The sequence below is a fragment of the Cupriavidus sp. H39 genome, from assembly GCF_050271075.1.
In the GTDB taxonomy this organism is placed as follows: domain Bacteria; phylum Pseudomonadota; class Gammaproteobacteria; order Burkholderiales; family Burkholderiaceae; genus Cupriavidus; species Cupriavidus necator_B.
The window spans coordinates 1,459,527-1,478,285 of sequence record NZ_CP189846.1 but is presented as its reverse complement, the minus strand read 5'-3'; the positions used below and the strand labels follow the sequence as shown (position 1 = coordinate 1,478,285).

The 18,759-nt window shown below is 64.7% G+C and carries 18 protein-coding genes and 1 pseudogene; 9 read left to right on the top strand and 10 right to left on the bottom strand.

The features are described from left to right. Window positions 1-5: 5 nt before the first annotated feature. From ACOCMH_RS07110 to ACOCMH_RS07095, 4 genes are all read right to left on the bottom strand, one after another. Window positions 6-866: an FAD binding domain-containing protein gene (locus ACOCMH_RS07110; protein WP_427306195.1), complete on the bottom strand. Its 861-nt coding sequence runs from the start codon at window positions 864-866 to the stop codon at window positions 6-8. Further along, window positions 863-3,238, bottom strand: coding sequence for a xanthine dehydrogenase family protein molybdopterin-binding subunit (locus tag ACOCMH_RS07105; protein ID WP_427306194.1), 2,376 nt, complete (start codon window positions 3,236-3,238; stop codon window positions 863-865). The genes ACOCMH_RS07110 and ACOCMH_RS07105 overlap by 4 nt, the downstream gene beginning before the upstream one ends. A 1-nt stretch (window position 3,239) precedes the next feature. Beyond that, window positions 3,240-3,773 (bottom strand): (2Fe-2S)-binding protein, encoded by a 534-nt coding sequence (locus tag ACOCMH_RS07100; RefSeq protein ID WP_427306193.1) that lies wholly within the window; start codon window positions 3,771-3,773, stop codon window positions 3,240-3,242. 78 nt (window positions 3,774-3,851) lie between these two features. Then, window positions 3,852-4,331: an SRPBCC family protein gene (locus ACOCMH_RS07095; RefSeq protein ID WP_427308394.1), complete on the bottom strand. Its 480-nt coding sequence runs from the start codon at window positions 4,329-4,331 to the stop codon at window positions 3,852-3,854. Between the two features lie 402 nt (window positions 4,332-4,733). Here ACOCMH_RS07095 and ACOCMH_RS07090 point away from each other — a divergent pair, with 402 nt between their 5' ends. The 5 genes from ACOCMH_RS07090 (at window position 4,734) to ACOCMH_RS07070 (ending at window position 10,632) form a co-directional block, all read left to right on the top strand. Further along, window positions 4,734-5,918 (top strand): acetyl-CoA C-acyltransferase, encoded by a 1,185-nt coding sequence (locus ACOCMH_RS07090; RefSeq protein WP_306852952.1) that lies wholly within the window; start codon window positions 4,734-4,736, stop codon window positions 5,916-5,918. 28 nt (window positions 5,919-5,946) lie between these two features. Next, window positions 5,947-6,738, top strand: coding sequence for an enoyl-CoA hydratase/isomerase family protein (locus ACOCMH_RS07085; RefSeq protein ID WP_306852951.1), 792 nt, complete (start codon window positions 5,947-5,949; stop codon window positions 6,736-6,738). A 2-nt stretch (window positions 6,739-6,740) separates the two neighbouring features. Continuing rightward, entirely contained in the window at window positions 6,741-8,663 is a 1,923-nt protein-coding gene (locus ACOCMH_RS07080) for an acyl-CoA synthetase (protein WP_427306192.1), read from the top strand. Between the two features lie 76 nt (window positions 8,664-8,739). Further along, window positions 8,740-9,786: a tripartite tricarboxylate transporter substrate binding protein gene (locus tag ACOCMH_RS07075; protein WP_427306191.1), complete on the top strand. Its 1,047-nt coding sequence runs from the start codon at window positions 8,740-8,742 to the stop codon at window positions 9,784-9,786. A 33-nt stretch (window positions 9,787-9,819) separates the two neighbouring features. Further along, window positions 9,820-10,632 (top strand): oxepin-CoA hydrolase, alternative type, encoded by an 813-nt coding sequence (locus ACOCMH_RS07070; RefSeq protein ID WP_427306190.1) that lies wholly within the window; start codon window positions 9,820-9,822, stop codon window positions 10,630-10,632. A gap of 58 nt (window positions 10,633-10,690) precedes the next feature. Here ACOCMH_RS07070 and ACOCMH_RS07065 read toward each other — a convergent pair whose 3' ends face one another. From ACOCMH_RS07065 to ACOCMH_RS07050, 4 genes are all read right to left on the bottom strand, one after another. After that, on the bottom strand, window positions 10,691-11,632 hold the full coding sequence (locus ACOCMH_RS07065; protein WP_427306189.1) for a 2-dehydropantoate 2-reductase: 942 nt from the start codon (window positions 11,630-11,632) through the stop codon (window positions 10,691-10,693). Then, on the bottom strand, window positions 11,629-12,102 hold the full coding sequence (locus tag ACOCMH_RS07060; protein ID WP_427306188.1) for a MaoC family dehydratase: 474 nt from the start codon (window positions 12,100-12,102) through the stop codon (window positions 11,629-11,631). Before ACOCMH_RS07060 ends, ACOCMH_RS07065 begins: the two co-directional genes overlap by 4 nt. A gap of 77 nt (window positions 12,103-12,179) precedes the next feature. After that, the gene (locus ACOCMH_RS07055; protein ID WP_427306187.1) at window positions 12,180-13,367 is read right to left on the bottom strand and encodes a thiolase family protein; all 1,188 of its coding nucleotides are present in this window, start codon (window positions 13,365-13,367) and stop codon (window positions 12,180-12,182) included. 126 nt (window positions 13,368-13,493) lie between these two features. Beyond that, window positions 13,494-13,982: a winged helix-turn-helix transcriptional regulator gene (locus ACOCMH_RS07050; RefSeq protein WP_427306186.1), complete on the bottom strand. Its 489-nt coding sequence runs from the start codon at window positions 13,980-13,982 to the stop codon at window positions 13,494-13,496. A 220-nt stretch (window positions 13,983-14,202) separates the two neighbouring features. On the opposite strand from ACOCMH_RS07050, the gene ACOCMH_RS07045 reads away from it, so the two are divergent. After that, on the top strand, window positions 14,203-14,979 hold the full coding sequence (locus ACOCMH_RS07045; protein ID WP_427306185.1) for an enoyl-CoA hydratase: 777 nt from the start codon (window positions 14,203-14,205) through the stop codon (window positions 14,977-14,979). 32 nt (window positions 14,980-15,011) lie between these two features. Here ACOCMH_RS07045 and ACOCMH_RS07040 read toward each other — a convergent pair whose 3' ends face one another. Both ACOCMH_RS07040 and ACOCMH_RS07035 read right to left on the bottom strand, forming a co-directional pair. Next, window positions 15,012-15,446, bottom strand: coding sequence for a MarR family winged helix-turn-helix transcriptional regulator (locus ACOCMH_RS07040; protein ID WP_427308392.1), 435 nt, complete (start codon window positions 15,444-15,446; stop codon window positions 15,012-15,014). A 174-nt stretch (window positions 15,447-15,620) separates the two neighbouring features. Further along, window positions 15,621-16,583: a LysR family transcriptional regulator gene (locus ACOCMH_RS07035; RefSeq protein WP_427306184.1), complete on the bottom strand. Its 963-nt coding sequence runs from the start codon at window positions 16,581-16,583 to the stop codon at window positions 15,621-15,623. Window positions 16,584-16,686: 103 nt separating this feature from the next. Here ACOCMH_RS07035 and ACOCMH_RS07030 point away from each other — a divergent pair, with 103 nt between their 5' ends. The 3 genes and pseudogenes from ACOCMH_RS07030 to ACOCMH_RS07020 form a co-directional block, all read left to right on the top strand. After that, window positions 16,687-17,436, top strand: coding sequence for an SDR family oxidoreductase (locus ACOCMH_RS07030; protein ID WP_427306183.1), 750 nt, complete (start codon window positions 16,687-16,689; stop codon window positions 17,434-17,436). A gap of 23 nt (window positions 17,437-17,459) precedes the next feature. Further along, window positions 17,460-18,563, top strand: coding sequence for an alkene reductase (locus ACOCMH_RS07025; protein ID WP_427306182.1), 1,104 nt, complete (start codon window positions 17,460-17,462; stop codon window positions 18,561-18,563). Continuing rightward, window positions 18,551-18,664 (top strand): annotated as a pseudogene (locus ACOCMH_RS07020) (alpha/beta hydrolase); the annotation flags it as partial. The gene ACOCMH_RS07025 and the pseudogene ACOCMH_RS07020, both read left to right, overlap by 13 nt. Between the last annotated feature and the right edge of the window lie 95 nt (window positions 18,665-18,759).

The following is an 18,759-nucleotide window of genomic DNA, read 5'->3' as shown; positions in this document are numbered from 1 at the left end:
GTGCTTCAGCCCTGTGAACCGAGGGCATCGAGCAATGCGCGTTTCAGCATCACCCTGCCAAGCTGGAGCCGGTACGCTCCGTCTGCGAAGTTGTCTTCCAGCGCGTTCACGCCAGTGAATGCCGTTTCGACAATGTCATCCACCTTGCCCGCGAGGTCCGTGAAGTTGCCTTCGAGCAATGCCTCGGCCTCCCTTGCGCGGAATGCGACATCAGCAACGCCGGTGATGCCGATCCGCCCCCATGCGTAGCCGTCGTTGCCAACGTCGACAGCGACGGCCGCCGCAGCCACGGCATAGCCAGACGACGGATGGCGGAACTTGCGATAGGCGACCCGGCCTGGCGCTGGCAGTGGCACATGGATGCGTGTCAGGACCTCGCCCGGCGCCACGGCCGTCGACATAAAGCCGACAAAGAACTCATGCGCGGGGATGCGCCGCATGCCTTGTTCGCCCATCACCTCCATCTCGGCGCCCAGCGCGAGCACGACAGCCGGCCAGTCGGCCGACGGGTCGGCGTGCGCCAGCGCCCCGCCGATCGTGCCACGGTTCCTCACCGTGGGATCGGCGATGACACTGGCGGCGAGGGAAAACAGCGGCGCCCGCTGCTTCAGGTCCGCGCTGGCTTCCAGTTCAGCGTGGGTCGTGGCGCTGCCGATCGACACGGAGTCCTCGTGCACGGCGATACCTCGCAGTTCCGGCAGGCGGCCGATATCCACCAGCAATTCGGGCCGCGCCAGCCGGAGCTTCATCATCGGCAGCAGCGTATGGCCGCCGGCCAGGAGCTTCGCCTCGGGGTTCTGCGCGAGGACGGACAGCGCCTGCTGCACACTGCTCGCCCTGAGGTATTCAACTTCGTAGGGAATCATGCTGCGCTCCGGCTCTTGTCATGAATGGCGCGCCAGACCTTTGGCGGCGTCAGCGGCATATCGAGATGGGATATCCCGAATGGCTTCAAGGCGTCGCAGACAGCAGCGACCACTGCGGGCGGCGCGCCGACGCAGCCCGCCTCCCCGATGCCCTTGACGCCCAGCGGGTTCGACGGGGCCGGCGAGACATGAAAGCCGGTGCGCATGCGGGGAACCTGCTCGATGCGCGGGAAACCATAATCGAGCAGCGACCCCGACAGCAATTGCCCGGCCTCGTCGTACTTGCCCTCTTCGAACAGGGCTTGTCCGATCCCCTGCGCAATCCCGCCGTGCATCTGCCCGTGGCAAAGCATGGGATTGATCATCACGCCCACGTCATCCACCGCCACATAGTCAAGAATCGTCACTGTGCCGGTCTCCGCATCGACTTCCACAACCACTGCATGACAGCCGTTCGGCGCGCCCAGGGCGACCGGCTCATAGAAGACGCGCTCATCCAGCCCTGCTTCGAAATCCCGGGGCAGCTTGTGCGCAAGGTATGCCATTCTTGCGACCTGGGCGAAGGAGATAATGGCCGGGTTCGTGGCGCTGGAGAATTGGCCATCCACATACTGGACTTCCTCCTCGGGGACTTCGAGCATGATCGCGGCGATCCGGCGGGCTTTCGCCACGATCTTGCCGGCCGCCGCATAGGCAGCGGTACCGCCGACCGGCATGGAACGCGAATTGAATGTGCCATGGCCCGCCAGCACGCGGTCGGTGTCGCCCTGCACAACGTCGATATCTTCCATCGGCAACTGCAGCGCTTCGGCAACGATCTGCGCAAAGCTGGTGGCATGACCATGGCCTTGCGGCATCGAACCGCTGAACAGCGTGACCTTGCCGTCGGAATGCACCCGGATATGCGCACTCTCCCAGCCGCCCCGGTTGAAACCCACCTTCTCCAGCATCGGTGAAATGCCCATGCCCACCAGCTCGAGATAGCAGATCACCCCGATGCCGATATATTTCCCTTTCTGCCGCAGCGCGGCCTGTTCCTCCCGCCAGCGCCGGTAGCCGATGAGCTCGGTTGCCTTGTTCAGGCATGCCTCGTAGTCGCCCGAGTCCCATTTGCCGCGCGCACCGTCGTGCGGCTGATACGGAAACTGGTGCGACTGCACCAGGTTGCGCCGCCGCAGCTCGACCGGGTCGATGTCGAGTTCCCACGCCACGGCGTCCATCATCCGCTCGATGATATAGGCGGCTTCCGGCCGCCCGGCACCGCGGTAGGCATCGACCGGCGTGGTGTTGGTCGTCACCAGGTTCACTTCCAGGTCGACCGACGAAATCTGATAGTTGCCGGTGACGTAGTTGGCCGTGTTGATGGTAGGAATCCCTGTCGCCATATTCGACAGGTAGGCACCGAGGTTGGCGAACGACCGCAGGCGCAGCCCCAGCACCTTGCCGTCGCGGGTGACGGGCGCTTCCACGTACTCGGTATGCGCGCGGCCGTGCGTGGTTGCGACATGGTTTTCGCTGCGGGTCTCGGTCCAGCTTACCGGCACGCCGAAATGCCGGGACGCAAAGGCCACCAGCACCTCTTCCGCATAGAAATGCATCTTTGAGCCGAACCCGCCGCCGATATCCGGCGCGACGATGCGGACCCGGTTCTCCGGCCATCCGAGGGTCTCCGCCAGCCATCGCCTCGACATATGCGGAACCTGCGTCGGGACGATGAACGTCAGACGCTCGTCGACCGGGTCGAAGTTCGCGCACAGGGCCCGCGGTTCGAGCGGGCTCGGTATCAGCCGCTGGTTGACCAGCCGGATCGACACGACCCGGTCGGCCTGCTTCAGTGCATCCTCGTAGTTGCCGCCCTTCATGCGGAACACCCCGATGCGGTTGCCCGGCACATTGTCGTGAAGCTGTGGCGCGGTGTCGGTCAGCGCGGCTTCCGCGTCGACCACCGGTGGCAGCTCTTCGTAGTCGACAGTGACGAGTTCGGCAGCATCCGCGGCGATCTCGCGCGTTTGCGCCAACACCATCGCCACGGCTTCGCCCACGTACCGCACGCGCCCGGCGGCAAGCGGAGGATGCGGAGGCACCTTCGAATTGCCGACCACCCAGTTTGGCCGGATGTCGCCGACTTTGCCCCGGATGTCCGCATAGGTCAGCACGCCGATCACGCCGGGCAGTGCCCGTGCCGCCGACGTGTCGATGTCGCCCACATTGGCATGGGCGTGGGGTGAACGCACAAAGGCCGCGAACACCATGCCCGGGAACTGATGGTCGTCCGTAAACCTGCCCTGGCCGCTCATCAGGCGCTTGTCTTCGCGGCGCTTGATGGACTTGCCGATATACCTGGTTGCACTGCCGTTCTGTGCTTCGCTCATCTCAGGACTCCGCAGTGTCGGATGGCGCCTGCTGCAGCCGGGTCGCGGCAAGCAGCACGGCATCGACGATGTTCTGGTATCCGGTACAGCGGCACAGGTTGCCGTGCAGCGCCTCCCTGACATCGCTCTCGGTGGGCGCGGGCTGGTGCGTGAGCAGCGCCCGTGCCGCAAGCAGCATCCCCGGCGTGCAGAAGCCGCACTGCAGCCCATGGAGCTCATGGAAGGCCTGCTTCAGCACGGTCGTCGTGGAATCGTGCTCCATCCCTTCGATCGTATGCAGTTCACAGCCGTCAGTCTGGGCGGCCAGCACGGTGCAGGACTTCACCGTCGTGCCGTCCACAAGCACCGTGCAGGCTCCGCACTGCGAGGTGTCGCAGCCGATGTGGACACCGGTCAGGCGCTTCTGGTCCCGCAACAAATGGACCAGGAGCCGCCTCGGCGCTATCTCGGTGGCGCCTCTCACGCCATTGATTGTGTTCTCTATCTTCACAGTCGCCTCTGTGTCTGCGTTCGCACCTTCAGCATCGGCACGCATGCCGTCTATAGTATTATGATCATCATACTAAAGGGCAAAAAAATTTTGATTCCATCCTTCCCCAGTGTTCGCCGGAGTTCACTCAGGAGAAGGTGCCAGGGAACCGCCTCCATCTACCGCTTGACTGACCAACTTCTCAAAGCGGGAAAAGAATTCCGCCAGAAACTTGTTGGCCACGGCGCCGACCAGACGGGATCCGATCTGTGCCAGCTTCCCACCCATCTGCGCCGCGGCGACGTAATGCAGCGAGGTACCACCTTCCACGTCTTCCAGGCGCACATCGGCGCCCAGTTTGCCAAAGCCCGCGACGCCACCGCTTCCGCTGCCCTCGACGTGATAGCCGATGCCCTCCTTGTGGTCGGAGAAACGCGCCGTGCCCTTGAACCGCGCCTTGATCGGCCCGACGGAGGCGACGATGACCGCCTCATAGCCACCATCGTCTCCTTGCTCGTATTGCTCGCATCCCGGCAAACACTGCTGGAAGGTTGCCGGATCGTTCAACCGCCTCCATACCTCTGCCCTGGAAGCCCTGATTACCTGTGCGCCAGTGAATTCCAAATCTTCCTCCGGTTTCTGCCATTCCATGGGCGCGGCTTCATAAAGCGTGAGCGCCCTGCCCAGTGCATTGGCCGCATGAATCGAAGCCAATCTATCCAGTGTCTATATCGTAGGGAGCCGGCGAGCCACCGTCAAGGAACTGCAAGGCGTTTACGCCTAGTGGAAACCCTAGCCTTGTAAACCTAACCAGTTCTTGACGTTGCCAGGATCGCAACCCTAGTATGTAGACAGTGGATACACCGCAGGCGCGACAATACCAGGGGCGTGATGCAGGCAAGGCATTGAACACGTTCCGCACTGTCAGCCTATCGCTCAGCGAAAGAATTGCCCTCCAATGTATCCACTGTCTATATCTGGTTTCGCAGGCCGTGCGTGCCTGTCATCCACACCCAAGGAGAACCCATGTCCCGCGCAGTGATCGTTTCCTATGCCCGCACCCCGATTGGCAAAGCCAGCCGAGGTGCATTCAACATGACCCATGGCGCAACCATGGCCGGCCATGTCATCCAGCATGCTGTCCAGCGCGCGGGCATCGACGGCGGCGAAGTCGAAGACATCATCTTCGGCTGCGGCCAGCCTATCGCCGCCACGGGCGGCAATATTGCGCGCGCCGGCGGCATCCGCGCCGGCCTGCCGGTGTCCGTGAGCGGCACCACACTGACCCGCTTCTGCGCCTCCGGGCTGCAGGCGGTCGCGTTTGCGGCGCAGCGCGTCCTGATCGACAAGGTGCCGGTGATGGTGGCAGGCGGCGTCGAATCGATCAGCCTGTCGCAGCCGGTCACGCTGAAGGTAGCGCAACAGGAAGCGTGGCTGGCGAAGCATCGCCCGGATGTCTATCTGCACATGATCGACACCGCGGAGATCCTGGCCCAGCGTTATGGCATGTCGCGCGAGCGCTCCGACGAGTTCTCGGTGCGTAGCCAGCAGCTGACCGTCCAGGCGCAGAAGGCCGGCCGCTTCGCGGATGAAATTGTGCCGCTGGCAAGCACCAAGTCAGTGACCGACAAGACGACGGGCGAGACTTCGTCCGTAGCGTTCCTGCTCGAAGCCGACGAAGGCGTCCGCGCCGACACCACACTGGAAAAGCTGCGTGTGCTGCCAGCCGTGAAGGGTGAAGGCTTCCAAGTAACGGCCGGCAACTCCAGCCAGTTGTCGGACGGCGCCGCCGCGCTGGTGGTGATGTCCGAACTTGAAGCGGAGCGGCGCGGCCTGGAACCGCTCGGCTACTTCGTCGGCCTGGCCACCGCGGGGGTAGAGCCCGACGAAATGGGTGTGGGCCCGGTCCGTGCGGTGCCGCGCCTGCTGGAGCGCAATGAACTCTCCGTCGACGACATTGACCTGTGGGAGCTGAACGAAGCCTTCGCCTGCCAGGCGCTGTACTGCATCGACCAGCTCGGCCTGCCGCTGGAGCGCGTCAATGTCAATGGCGGCGCGATCGCGATCGGCCATCCGTATGGCATGACGGGCGCCCGCCAGGTCGGCCACATCCTGCTCGAGGGACGCCGCCGCAAGGCGAAGTATGGCGTCGTGACCATGTGCGCCGCCGGCGGCATGGGCGCGGCCGGCCTGTTCGAGTTCATTCACTAAGCTTCCAACAGAAGCAACGGAGACACCGATGACCCATATCACCGAGTACGAGACGGTCTTTATCGACCGGGACGGTCCGTGCGCCGTCGTCACCATGAACCGGCTGGAAAAATACAACGCGCTCAACACGGGACTTCGCACCGATCTCTATGCGGCGCTGTCGTCGCTGATGGCCGACCGGACGGTCCGCGGCATTGTCCTGTGGGGCGGCACCAAGGCCTTCGTTGCCGGCGGCGACATCCCAGAGATGCTGGCACGCCGCCCAATCGAAGCCTTCGTCCCGACCAGCGGCGCACCCGACCTGTGGGCGCTGATCCACCACAGCACCATTCCCGTGATCGCCGCTATTGCCGGTCCGTGCTTCGGCGGTGGCCTTGAGCTGGCTATGGCGTGCGACCTGCGCGTAGCCGCGGACAACGCCCTGATGGGGCAGACTGAAACCAATGTCGGCCTGATCCCCGGGCGCGGGGGTACCCAGCGGCTGACCCGGCTGGTCGGGGCGACGCGAGCCAAGGAAATGATCTTTACCGGCGAGATCATCAAGCCCGACGAGGCCTACCGCATTGGCCTGGTCAACAAGGTGGTGCCCGCGGCCGAGCTGCTCGATGAAGCCAAGGCCTATGTACAGCGCATTGCCGAGAAGTCGCCGCACTCGATCGCCATGGCCAAGCTGATGATCAATAACGGCCAGGACGCCACGCTCGATACGGCGCTGATGCTGGAGCAACTGGCCTTTGCCACGCTGTTCAGCACCGAAGACATGCACGAAGGCGGCGAAGCATTCCTGAACAAGCGTCGTCCGGTCTACCGCGGAGTCTGATCATGCCCCAACTCAACAACGGCGCTGCGGCGCAATCGGATCCGTACCGGCCGCGGCTGACGGTGACGGCGCTTGCCGATATCCGGCGGTTCGAACAGACCCCGATCGCCGACCGACGCCTGCCCGACAGCACCTACGAGCTGCTGCGCCTGGCGCGGAACCGCGCGCCAGGCGCGCCCGCCCTGCACTACTTCACTTCCGGCGACGAGCTCGGCAAGGCGGTCACCATCACGCATGCGCAGATGTTCGGGCGCATCACGCAGACCGCCAACCTGCTGCACTCGCTTGGCCTGGGGCCCGATGATGTCATCGGGGTGCTGATGCCGGTGACCCCCGAGTCGCAGTACGCGATCTGGGGCAGCGAGGCGACGGGCATCGCCTGTCCGGTCAACTGGATGCTGGAGCCGGAGATTATCGCGGCACTGCTGCGCAACGCCGGCGCCAAGGCGGTGATCGCCTATGGCCCCGATCCGGATATCGAGGCCTGGAACAAAGCCATGCTGGTGCGCCGCGAGCTTCCTGGCGTGCAGCACTGGATCAAGGCCGGCGGCGGCAAGGCGGGCGAGGAAGGGATCGTCGACCTCGACGCCGAACTGGCCCGCTTCGATGACGAGGCGCTGGACAGCAAACGGGTGTTCTCACCGCAGGATACGGCTTCAATGTTCCATACCGGCGGCACCACCGGCACGCCGAAGCTTGCGCTGCACACCCATGGCAACGAAGTGACGATGGCATGGGTCAGCGCGATGCAGATCGACGTACAGCCCGAGGACGTGCGGGTGTGCGGTGTACCGATGTTCCACGTCACGGGCGTGCTCACCAACTGCCTGATGCCGCTGGCACGCGGCGCATCGGTGGTGCTGCTGACTTCGAGCGGCTGGCGGGACCCTTCCGTCATCCGCAATCTGTGGCAAATCGTCGGGCACTTCGGCGTGACCGCGCTGGGCATGGTCCCGAGCGTGGTCAACATGGCGCTCAACATTCCGCTCGGCAATGCCGACATCAGCTCGCTCAAGGCGGCAAGCTGCGGTACCGCACCGCTGTCGGTGGCCGTCGCCGAGGCGTTCGAGCGCAAGACCGGCGCGATGATCTTCGAAGGCTACGGGTTGACCGAAGGCACCGCGCTGAGCGCCACCAACCCGCGTTATGGCCAGCGTCGCATCGGCTCGATCGGCCTGCCCATGGCGTACCAGGAGATGAAGGTCGTCAAGGCTGCCGGCGGGAAAATCCAGCGCGATTGCGAGCCCGGCGAGCCTGGCATCGTGGTGGTGCGCGGCCCCAACATCTTCGCCGGCTACCTGAACCCGGAGCAGAATAAGGGCATCTGGTTCGATGGCGGCTGGTTCAATACCGGCGACCTGGGCTATGCGGACGAGGATGGCTACTTCTGGCTGACCGGCCGCGCCAAGGACCTGATCATCCGTGGCGGCAACAATATCGATCCGCGCATGATCGAAGAAGCGCTGTATCGGCACCCAGAGGTATTCGATGCCGCCGCCGTCGGCCTGCCGGACGCCCATGCCGGGGAATTGCCGGTGGCGTATATCGCGCTCAAGCCCGGCAGCACGTTCCCGATCGGCCGCATCAAACACTACGCCTATGAGGTGATCCCGGAACGTGCTGCCGTACCCAAGCAGTTCTATGTGGTCGATGCCATCCCCAAGACGGCCGTGGGCAAGATCCAGAAGAACGCGCTGCGCAGCGACGCCGTACTACGGGCCCAGCGGCAGATGCTTGCCGAGGTCAAGGCGGATGCGCCCGTGCCTCTTGTGGATATCCGCATTGATGATCGGGGGGACCAGGGCATCCTGTCCACGCTGGTATTGCCCGCCAGCCTGAGCAATGAGGAAAGGGAGGCTGCGGTCGCCACCATCAGCCAGGCGTTCACGACGCTGACGATCAAGTACACGGTGGTTTACGAGTAGGCCATTGCTGTCCGCAGGGCCGCGTCCTCGGTGGGGCGCGTTGCATGCCGGCAGGGCTCCTTTCCCCGCGATATCCATGGCGGGAGTGCGCTGCCGGCTTGCGCAATCCATGAAGGAGACAACCATGTCCATCCAGCTTTCGCGCCGGCGCCTGCTGCAGGCCGCCTGTGGCGCCGTGCCGGCGATGCTTGCCCCATCCTGGCTGCGGGCAGATGCGCCCTATCCCAGCAAACCGATTGTCGTCAAGGTCGCTTTTCCCGCCGGTGGGCCGGCGGACGAATCGATCCGCGCGGCAGCGGTCGTGATGAAACGGAGCCTGGGGCAGAACGTCATCGCCGACAACCTTCCCGGCGCAAGCGGATCGATCTGCGCGATGAACGTGCTGCGCAGCGCCAGTGATGGCTATACCTTGCTCGGCACGACTGGCATCGACTTCCTGGTCGCGCCGCTCACCATCGCATCAGCCAGGTATTCTCCGGAGAAATTCAGGCTGGCCGGCTTCAGCGGGATCTCGGATTTCATCCTGGTCTCGAATCCCTCGTTGTCGTTCAGGAACGTCGATGAGGTCATCGCGTACGCAAAGGACCCGAAGAACCGTCCGCTGTCGCTGGCGCACTGGGGACCCGGCTCGGCGCCACACCTGGTCGGCGCCGACTTCCAGGCCCGTACCGGCGTGCGCTTCCTTGAGGTTCCATACAAGGGCGCGGCTCCGGTCACCAGCGATATCGCCGGTTCACAGGTCGACCTCACCTTCATGCCCATGGGCGGCCCGACGTACGGGATGATCAAGGCCGGCCGCTTCAAGCCGATCGCGGTCGCCAGCAAGGCCCGGCATCCCTCGCTACCCGACGTTCCGGCGCTGTCGGAGCGCAAGGACCTGGCTGATTTCGAATACAGCCAGTGGGCAGGCGTGCTGGCGCCGCCAAATACGCCGGACCCCGTGATGGCCCGCGTGGTGGAAGCGATGAACGCCTGGGTGGCAAGCCCCGAGAACCGTACCCGCCGCACGGTCAACCTGCAGCGCGCGATCGAACCGATGACGGTGGCCCAGGCGCAAGCCTTCCTGAACAGCGAGCACGCCAAGCTGATCCGCATCGCGAGGAGCCTCAAGCTCGCCGGCTGATCAGCACCCTCGTCCGCTAATGGAAACCACGCTATGACGACGACATTCTCCTCTTTGCTGCAGCGCACGGAAGGCCGTGTGCTGGTCCTTACCATCAACAATCCCGGCAAGCGCAATGCCATTGCCGCGGATCTTTATGACAATATCCGGGCCGCGCTGGCCGCCGCGGCCGACAACGCCCAAATCGGCGCGATCGTGCTGACCGGGGCCGACAACTACTTCTGTGCGGGCGGTGACCTGGAACTGATCATCCAGCGCCGGGAACTGAGCTATGAGGAGCGCATGGAACGCGTCGGGCACCTGCACGACGTGATCGGCAAGCTGCGCGACTTTCCCAAGCCGATCGTGGCCGCGGTCGAAGGCGGCGCGGCTGGCGCGGGTTTCTCGCTGGCCTTGGCCTGCGACCTGCTCGTAGCCTCCGCCGGCGCGGCATTCTCGATCGCCTACGTGAAGGTCGGGCTGACGCCGGATGGCGGCATCACGGGCTTGCTGGCCCAGAGCATGTCGCGGCAGTTGCTCACACAACTGGCGCTGACGGGCGACCGCATCACCGCCGAACAGCTGCAACACGCCGGGATCGTCAACGCGCTGGTCGAGGCGGGACAGGCCGGCGCCGCGGCAATCGCGCTGGCGGCGCGGCTCGCGCAAGGGCCATTGCAAGCCATAAAGTCGATCAAGGCGCTGTGCCGGCATGCCCACGAACGCACGCTTGCCGACCAACTGGAAGCTGAGCGGATTGCGATGGTGGTAGCCCAGGGCGGCGCGGAAGCCGCCGAGGGCATAGCCGCTTTCCTGGGCAAGCGGCCCGCCAACTTTGCCGGCCTGCGCAGCGGTGGTGCGGCATAGCCGCTGCACCGCTGGCTGAGCGCATTGGCACGGAGACCGCTACGCGGCCTCCGCCAAGTTATTGGACGGCAAGCTGCCGGGCCGCACGCTGCCCTTCATAGACCTGCAGGTGGCAAAAGGCCATGCGGCTCAACGGCAGATCGCAGCCGTGTGCGGCGGCCCGTGCGATCAAATCGCCGACGATGGCGTCCGCTTCGATGCGGGGGGCGCCCTGGACGATATCCCGCATCATCGACGCGGCCCAGGTCGATGAATGGTCCAGCAGCCGGCCCTGCACGGCTTCGGCCACCGGCGCCGGAATGGCGTGGCCGCACAGCTGCGCCACCGTATGGCACTCCGCCATCGCCTCCAGCATCAAGCGACGGCCGTCCTGCGTCTTCATGATGTCGCCCACGGTACCCCGCATCAGGCAGGTCATGACCGCGCCCGCAGCGATCATGGACCATTTGTTCCACAGCTCCTGGTCGATCGCGTCCGACAGTTCGCGCGTACCTGCGGACTGCGACGCCAGCGCGTGGAAATCCGCTGCCAGCGCCGAGGCCTGCGGCGCGCGAGCGCCAACCAGAAGCCGGTCGCCACGGCCAGCGTGCTGGATGGTGCCATCCGCCGCGAGCGTGGTCGCGATGTACGAAACGCCACCGAGCACGCGGGCCTTGCCAAAGCATTGGTCAAGCTGGTCGTACGCGCCGAGGCCGTTGAGCAATGGCAGGACAGCCGTGCCGTGGCCGACCGCGGGGCTGATCGCCCGAATCGCATCGGCCAGGTCATAGGCCTTGCAGGCCAGCAGGACGATGTCGTACTGGGCATCGCCGTGGTTGACCAGGACCGTTCTGACCGGACCGCGGAAGTCCCCGAGTTCGCTGCGCACCTTCAGGCCATCGCGCTTGAGTGCTTGCGCGCGGCCGGGCCGCACAAGAAAGGTGACGTCGGCTCCGGCCTCGATCAGCCGGGCGCCGTAGTACCCACCCATGGCTCCGGCACCGAGAACGAGTATCTTCATGACGCCTCCGCCGCGGCGGCAGCCGCTGGGCGCCGCTGCACGACCAGGTTGCCGATGGAGACCTGCACGGGTTCGCCATGCTGGTTGAAGGTCGTGGTCTTGACCTTGACGATACCTTGCTCCGGACGGGATTTCGAAGTCCGCACTTCCAGGATCTCGCTCTCAAGATGCAATGCATCGCCGGGGCGCACAGGCTTCGGCCAGCGCAGCTCGTCGAAGCCCGCGCCGATGATGCCCCCAGCCGGCCGGAATTCCCCATCGACGAGCAGGCGCATGGTCAGCGCCGCCGTATGCCAGCCGCTCGCGGCCAGGCCGCGGAACAGCGTGTCGCGGGCTGCCTCCGCATCGAGATGGAAAGGCTGCGGGTCAAACTCGGCGGCAAAGGCACGGATCCTGTCCGCGTCGACAAGTAGCTGTCCCGAACCGTATTTCTGGCCCGGCGCCAAATCTTCAATGTAGTGGACGTTCATGTCTCGTGCTCCTCCAGATTTTTTTACGCTGGTTTTTCCGGGGCCAGCGTCATCCCTTGCAATCACCTCGCAGAGAATCAGCCCAACGCCTCGAGCGCCAGCGCAATCCCCTGCCCGCCGCCGATGCACAGCGTAACGATGCCGCGCCGGATGCCGTCCGCGCGCATGGCATGCAGCAAGCGCGTCGCCAGCACCGCGCCGGTCGCCCCGATCGGATGGCCGTGGGCAATGGCACCACCGTCAACATTGATGAGGTCGTGCGGCAGGCCAAGCTCCGCGGCGACGGCCAGCGGCACCGCGGCAAACGCCTCGTTGATCTCGATGCGTTCAATGTCGCCCAGCTCCCAGCCGGCGCGTTGCAGCGCCTGCCGCACCGCCGGGACCGGGCCCAGCCCGAACATGCCGGGCTCCACGGCCCCGACACCATAAGCGGCCAATCGTCCCATCGGCTCCAGCCCCCTGGCTTCAGCCACCGAACGTTCCGCAACGATCATGGCTGCTGCGCCGCTGTTGAGCCCCGGCGCATTGCCGGCGGTAATCGTGCCATCCCGGCGAAACGCCGGCTTGAGCCGGCCAAGGGTATCGAGGCTGGTATCAGGGCGGTTGGCTTCGTCCACCTCGAACATGGCCGTACCGCCCTTCCCTTTGGTCGCCACCCCGGCAATCTGGCCGGTGAATCGCCCGTTCGCCTGCGCCAGTGCGAAATTCCGCTGCGAACGCTCGGCCCAGCGGTCCTGGGCCTCGCGGGTCAGCGCGTAGCGGGCGACAAGGTCCTCGGTATGCCATCCGGAGTGCTCGCCTGAGAAGGCGTCGAACAGGCCGTCGTGCAGCATGCTGTCATGCAGGACGGAATCGCCCATGCGCTGCCCCCAGCGGCCGGACGGCATCAGGTAAGGCGCACGGTCCATGTTCTCCATGCCGCCGGCAATCGCGATATCAACATAGCCGAGCCGCACCTCGTCCGCGGCCGTGGCGATCGCCTGCGCTGCCGAGCCGCAGACGCGGTTGACGGTCATCGCGGGAACCGAAACCGGCAGGCCCGCCCCAAGGGCAGCCTGCCGGGCCGGGTTCATCTTGTTGCCGGCCTGGATCACGTTTCCGAACACCACGCTGCCGACCTCGCCTGGATCGATTCCCGCCCGTGCCACGGTTGCCCGTATCGCCACGGCGCCGAGATCAACCGCCGGAACGGCCTTCAGTGAGCCGTTGTAGGCGCCAATGGCGGTGCGCACCGGCTGGCACAGCACGACATCTCTTGCATGCATCGCATTCTCCTTGCCGAACACCCAGTACCAATCGGCCGCACGCACTTCAGTCAGGCGCCATGCGGTATACGCCCGGTGGCCGGGTCTTGACGTTTCAATAGGAATTGGCTGCGCGGGAAACCCCGCTCAGGCTTCTGCCGAGCGGGTCAGCCGCTGGCGCACGCGGTCGCTGGCGGCGGGCCCGGGCGCAAGGTGATAGTCGGCATCGGTGACCGGGCGCCCGTTGGCGGCGTCGACCAGCACAGGTTCCACGCGCACGCCGGTGCGCCGGTTCGTCAACTGCACGCTTTCGCCTTCAGGCGCGAGATGCTTGTTTCCCCAGGCCAGCATCGCCAGCAGCACCTGGCGGAAATCGCGCCCGCGCTCGGTCAAGATGTACTCGGAGCGGGGCGGGCGGTCGCAATACTGGCGACGCTCAAGCATGCCTTCTTCGACAAGCGAGTTCAGGCGACGGGTAAGCATATTGGGCGCGATAGCCAGGTTTTGCTGGAATTCGTCGAACCGGGTCACGCCGTAAAAGGCTTCGCGCAGGATCAAGACGCTCCAGGTGTCGGCAACGCGCGCCGCGGTGCGTGCGATCGGACACGGCGTTTCGCCCAGTGGCTTCTTCTGCATGATTGGCTTCCTCGAAAAACCTACTTGCTATCGATTTGATAGTTAGTCTAGGGTAGTCACTATCATCATGCAAGTCCGTTTTTTTCCTTTTGGCGCCGATACCGCACACTGCCGCGCCTCAACCGTTTACTTCGCACGCGAACCATATATATACTTCGCATGCGAATTTAATCGCGATGCCTGCACGGCAGGCATGCAACCCCCACCTGGAGACCGACCAATGACCCCGCAAATCCGCAGTGACCTCACCGGCGGCGTGCTGACCATTACGCTTGCGCGGCCGGACAAGATGAACGCCTTGACGAACGAGATGTACGGCGCACTGGCCGACACTATCGAGCAGGCACAACAGGACAGGGCTGTCCGCGTCTTGCTGCTGCAGGGGGACGGAAACAGCTTTACCGCCGGCAATGATCTCGGCGAATTCGCGGCGATCGCATCGGGAAATGGCCCCAGCGAACGTCACGTGCACCGTTTCCTGCGGGCCCTTGCCAATTCGACCGTACCGATTGTCGCCGCGGTCAATGGCAAGGCCGTCGGCGTCGGGACCACCATGCTGCTGCATTGTGATTACGTCGTGCTCGGCCAGGACGCGCAACTGATCACGCCGTTCGTCAATCTCGCCCTGGTTCCCGAAGCGGCGTCGAGTTACCTGCTCCCGTTGCGGATCGGACACGCCAGGGCCTTCGAGATGTTCGCGCTGGGCGAGCCGCTTGATGCGCAAACCGCCGTGGCATGGGGCATTGCGAACAAGGTTTGCGCCAATGACCAGCTGCGCACGGATGCGCGCCGGATGGCCGAGAAGATTGCCGCCAGGCCGGCCGGCGCCCTGAGCGCAATGAAACAGCTCATGCGCGATGCGGAAAAACTGCTTGCGCAGATGAACAGCGAAAGCGCCAGGTTCGAGGAGCGGCTGGCCAGTGCGGAAGCCCGGGAAGCCTTCTCGGCCTTCGCCGAAAAACGCAAACCAGACTTCACCAGGGTTGCCGGGCAGTAAGTCGACTGCCTCGCTTTCCGGCCGCTGCCAGGCTACACCTCGCCCTCGTCCGCGGTCGGAAACTTTGTCTGCAGGCTGGTCAGCCAGCGCGCCACCACGTCGATCTCGGCGGCGGTGAAACCTTCAGTCAGCCTGGTGTTCAATGCCTTCATGCTCGCCTTGGAACGCTGGCGCGCCAGGCGCCCTGCCTCTGTCAGCCACAGGCGCGAGGCACGGCCATCGTTCTCGTCCGGCCGGCGCTCGATCAGGCCGGCCCTTTCGGTCCGCTCCGCCAAGCCGCTCATCCCGGGCGCGCCCAGGTCCAGCGCCGCGGCAGCCTCGCTTGTCAGCGCGCCGTCGTTGCTGCCCAGGAAGAAAAGCAGTCCGGCCTGGGCTGATGTCACGCCACCCGCGGCAGTGCGCGCTTGTAACCACCGGTGCAGGCGCCGCTGGCCCACGTTCAACAGGTAGACGAGGCGATGTTCCATATCTGGTGCGTCATAAGGATGAGATTTCGTTCGCATGCGAATATTATCATGCGCTGAAATCCCGAATAGCCTGGCGCGCAGCGCCATACACATTGCCGATAAGCGGTCGTTGGAAGAGTCGCGGTGGGAGGCTCTGCATTAATGCGGCAAGCAAGGCTCAACGCATAACACACGCTACCTGATTGGCCTTTGCGAACGCGCCGCCTGAGCGATGCATTGATCCCAAGGCGTTGGCGCAGAAAAAATCTCCCCGAGAAACGCAACGAAAGCCTTCACGTTCGGATTCCCGCGCCGGCTTTCTGGCCATAGTGCGGTTAGCGGAAAGAGGTCATGCGCCAGCTCGTACATCAGGGGCACGAGTTCACCGCGCTCGACGAACGGCGCGGCGATATACGTCGCCGAAATGCCGATACCGCCGTTCGCCACGAGCGTAGCCGCGACTGCGTCGCTCACGTCGATCGTAATGCCCGCATCGGGAGCGATCTCGAGCACCTTGTCGCCGAGACGGAACGGCCATCTCGCCGCCTGCCCGGTGCTCTGATACCTGAAGTTCACGCATTCGTGACCGACGAGCTCATCGGGATGCTGCGGCGTGCCGCGTCGATGAAGATACTCGGGCGATGCGAACGCGCAAATCCGGTGCGGTGCGAGGTAGCGGGAGATCATCCTTGAATCGCCCGGATCGCCTGCACGGATCGCGATATCGACACCCTCCTCGATGAGATCGACGTATCGGTCGCCGAGACGCAGGTCGACGTCGAGCTTCGGATATTGCGCGCGAAAGCGCGGCAGTTGGGGCGCGAGAATATGAACGCCGACCGGCAGCGGCGCCGTAACCTTCAGCGTGCCAGCCGGCTCGGCACGCGCGGCAACCATCGCCTGCTCAATACCTTCTGCTTCACGCAGCAGGCGCTGCGCGCGCTCGAATAAATCGCGCCCTTCGGGCGTTAGTGTCAGCGAGCGGGTGGTGCGGCTGAACAGCTTCAGGCCGAAATGCTGCTCAAGGCGCTGGACGCTTTTACTCACCGCTGAGGGCGAAACCGACAACGCTCGCGCAGCAGCGGTATAGCTGCCAAGCGAGGCCGCCCGCGCGAAGGCGATGAGGCCCGTCAGCCGTTCTAGTCCGATTTGTTCCATAATGGAACTATTAAAGCGAATTCTGGCCTGATTATCAAGGCGCGCGCTTCAATTTATTCTCGTCTCCATCGACGCCGCCGTGGCGTCGCTCACGGAGATCATCATGAACAGCACACCCAACGCCGTCCCTCTGTCCAATCGACTCGACGGCAAGACGGTCGTCATTTTCGGCGGCTCCTCGGGCATCGGCCGGTCGGCTGCGATCCAGGCAAAGACAGCCGGCGCGAATGTCATTGTGGTCGGGCGCGACGCAACGAGTGTGGAGAAAACGGCCGCGCAGCACGGCTTCGACGGCTGGCGCGCGGCTGACGTCACGGATGGCGCCGCTGTCGAAGCGGCCCTGCGCGACATTCCCCAGGTCGATCACCTCGTGCTGCTGGCGGGCACCTTCGTGGCCGGCCAGGTTCGCGAAGCCGAGATCGCCTATTTGCACCGTGCCTTCGACGAGCGGATCTGGGCGGCCATCCACGCAGTCCGCGCGCTGGGCGACCGTTTGAGCCCGGACGGTTCGATCACGCTGATCTCGGGCGCCCTCGCCGATCGCCCCAACGCGTATGGCACGGCAGTGCTCGCCGCTGCTTCCGCCGCCATGGAAGCCCTTGCCCGCGGCCTCGCGCTGGAACTGGCGCCAGTCCGCGTCAACACCTTGTCGCCGGGCCCCATCGACACGCCGATCCTTTCCAAGTCGCTCGGTGAGAACCGAGACGCGGTCGTGGCTTCGATGCGGAACTCGTTGCCGCTGCATCGCCTCGGCACCCCCGAGGAAGCCGGCGCGGGCGTCCTGTTTCTGATGACCAACGGCTGGATGAACGGCGCAACGCTCAATCTCGACGGTGGCTCGCGCCTAGTCTGAACAGCTGATCACAGGAGCCCTTCATGCCAACTCTTTTTGATCCGATCCGACTCGGCGCGATCGATGCCCCGAATCGCATTCTGATGGCCCCAATGACACGCGCCCGGGGCACCCGAGACCACATTCCCACGCCAATGATGGCTGATTACTACGCACAACGTGCTGGCGCCGGGCTAATCATCAGTGAAGCAATCGGGATCACGCAACAAGGGCTTGGGTGGCCGTACGCGACTGGCCTCTGGTCAACGGCGCAAATCGCGGGATGGCGCAGGGTGACTGAAGCCGTGCATCGCGCCGGCGGCCGGATCATTGCCCAGTTATGGCATATGGGCCGCGTCGTACATCCGAGCTTCGTCGATGGCGCGCAGCCCGTGTCGGCATCCGCGACGACCGCCCCCGGTCACGCGCACACTTACTCAGGCAAACAACCATACACGGGTGCTCGTCCACTACGCACGGACGAAATCCCGGCGCTGCTCGATGACTTTCGGCACGCCGCGCGAAACGCGATGCGAGCCGGCTTCGACGGCGTGCAGATCCACGCCGCGAACGGCTATCTGATCGATCAGTTTCTGCGCGACGGCACGAACTTTCGCAACGACGCTTACGGCGGTTCGATTGCCAACCGTGTGAGGCTGCTGCGCGAGGTGACGCAAGTCGTCGCGGATACGGTGGGCGGCGATCGCACCGGCGTGCGCCTCACGCCTAACGGAACGGATCAGGGCGTACGCGACAGCAATCCGGAACCCGTATTCATGGCGGCTGCCGAGGCGTTGTCGGCGATCGGCATCGCGCACCTCGAACTGCGCGAGCCGCCGCTTGATGGCAGCTTTGGCGCATCGGACCGGCCGCCGTTTGCGCCGGCGATCCGCAGCGCATTCAACGGGGTGCTGATCTTAAACTCGGATTACGACTTCGATCGAGCTCGGACGGACGTTGCGAGTGGAGGCGCCGATGCGATTACCTTCGGTCGTCCGTTCATCGCTAACCCGGATCTTCCGACGCGCTTCGCTAAGGGTCAAGCACTTGCCGAGGACAACTTCGGTACATGGTTCACGCAGGGCGCGGAGGGCTACATCGACTATGCACCGCGGCTAATTCCGGTTTCCTACACTACCCCGGGCTGACCTCCTTCAACAAGGCCGACAAGGGAGGCCACTTCGCGGCACGGGAAGAGCCGCAGCGGTTCGCTCAAGAGCTGCGCGCAGCGTTCAGGTTGCTGCGCTGAGCGCCCCAGGCGGGCGGCGGCGGGCGCTGAGGCATGGCAATGCCCTCAGCGCCCGGGCCGCCCTTGTTTCGAGCCCGCTTATCCGGGCGCATGGT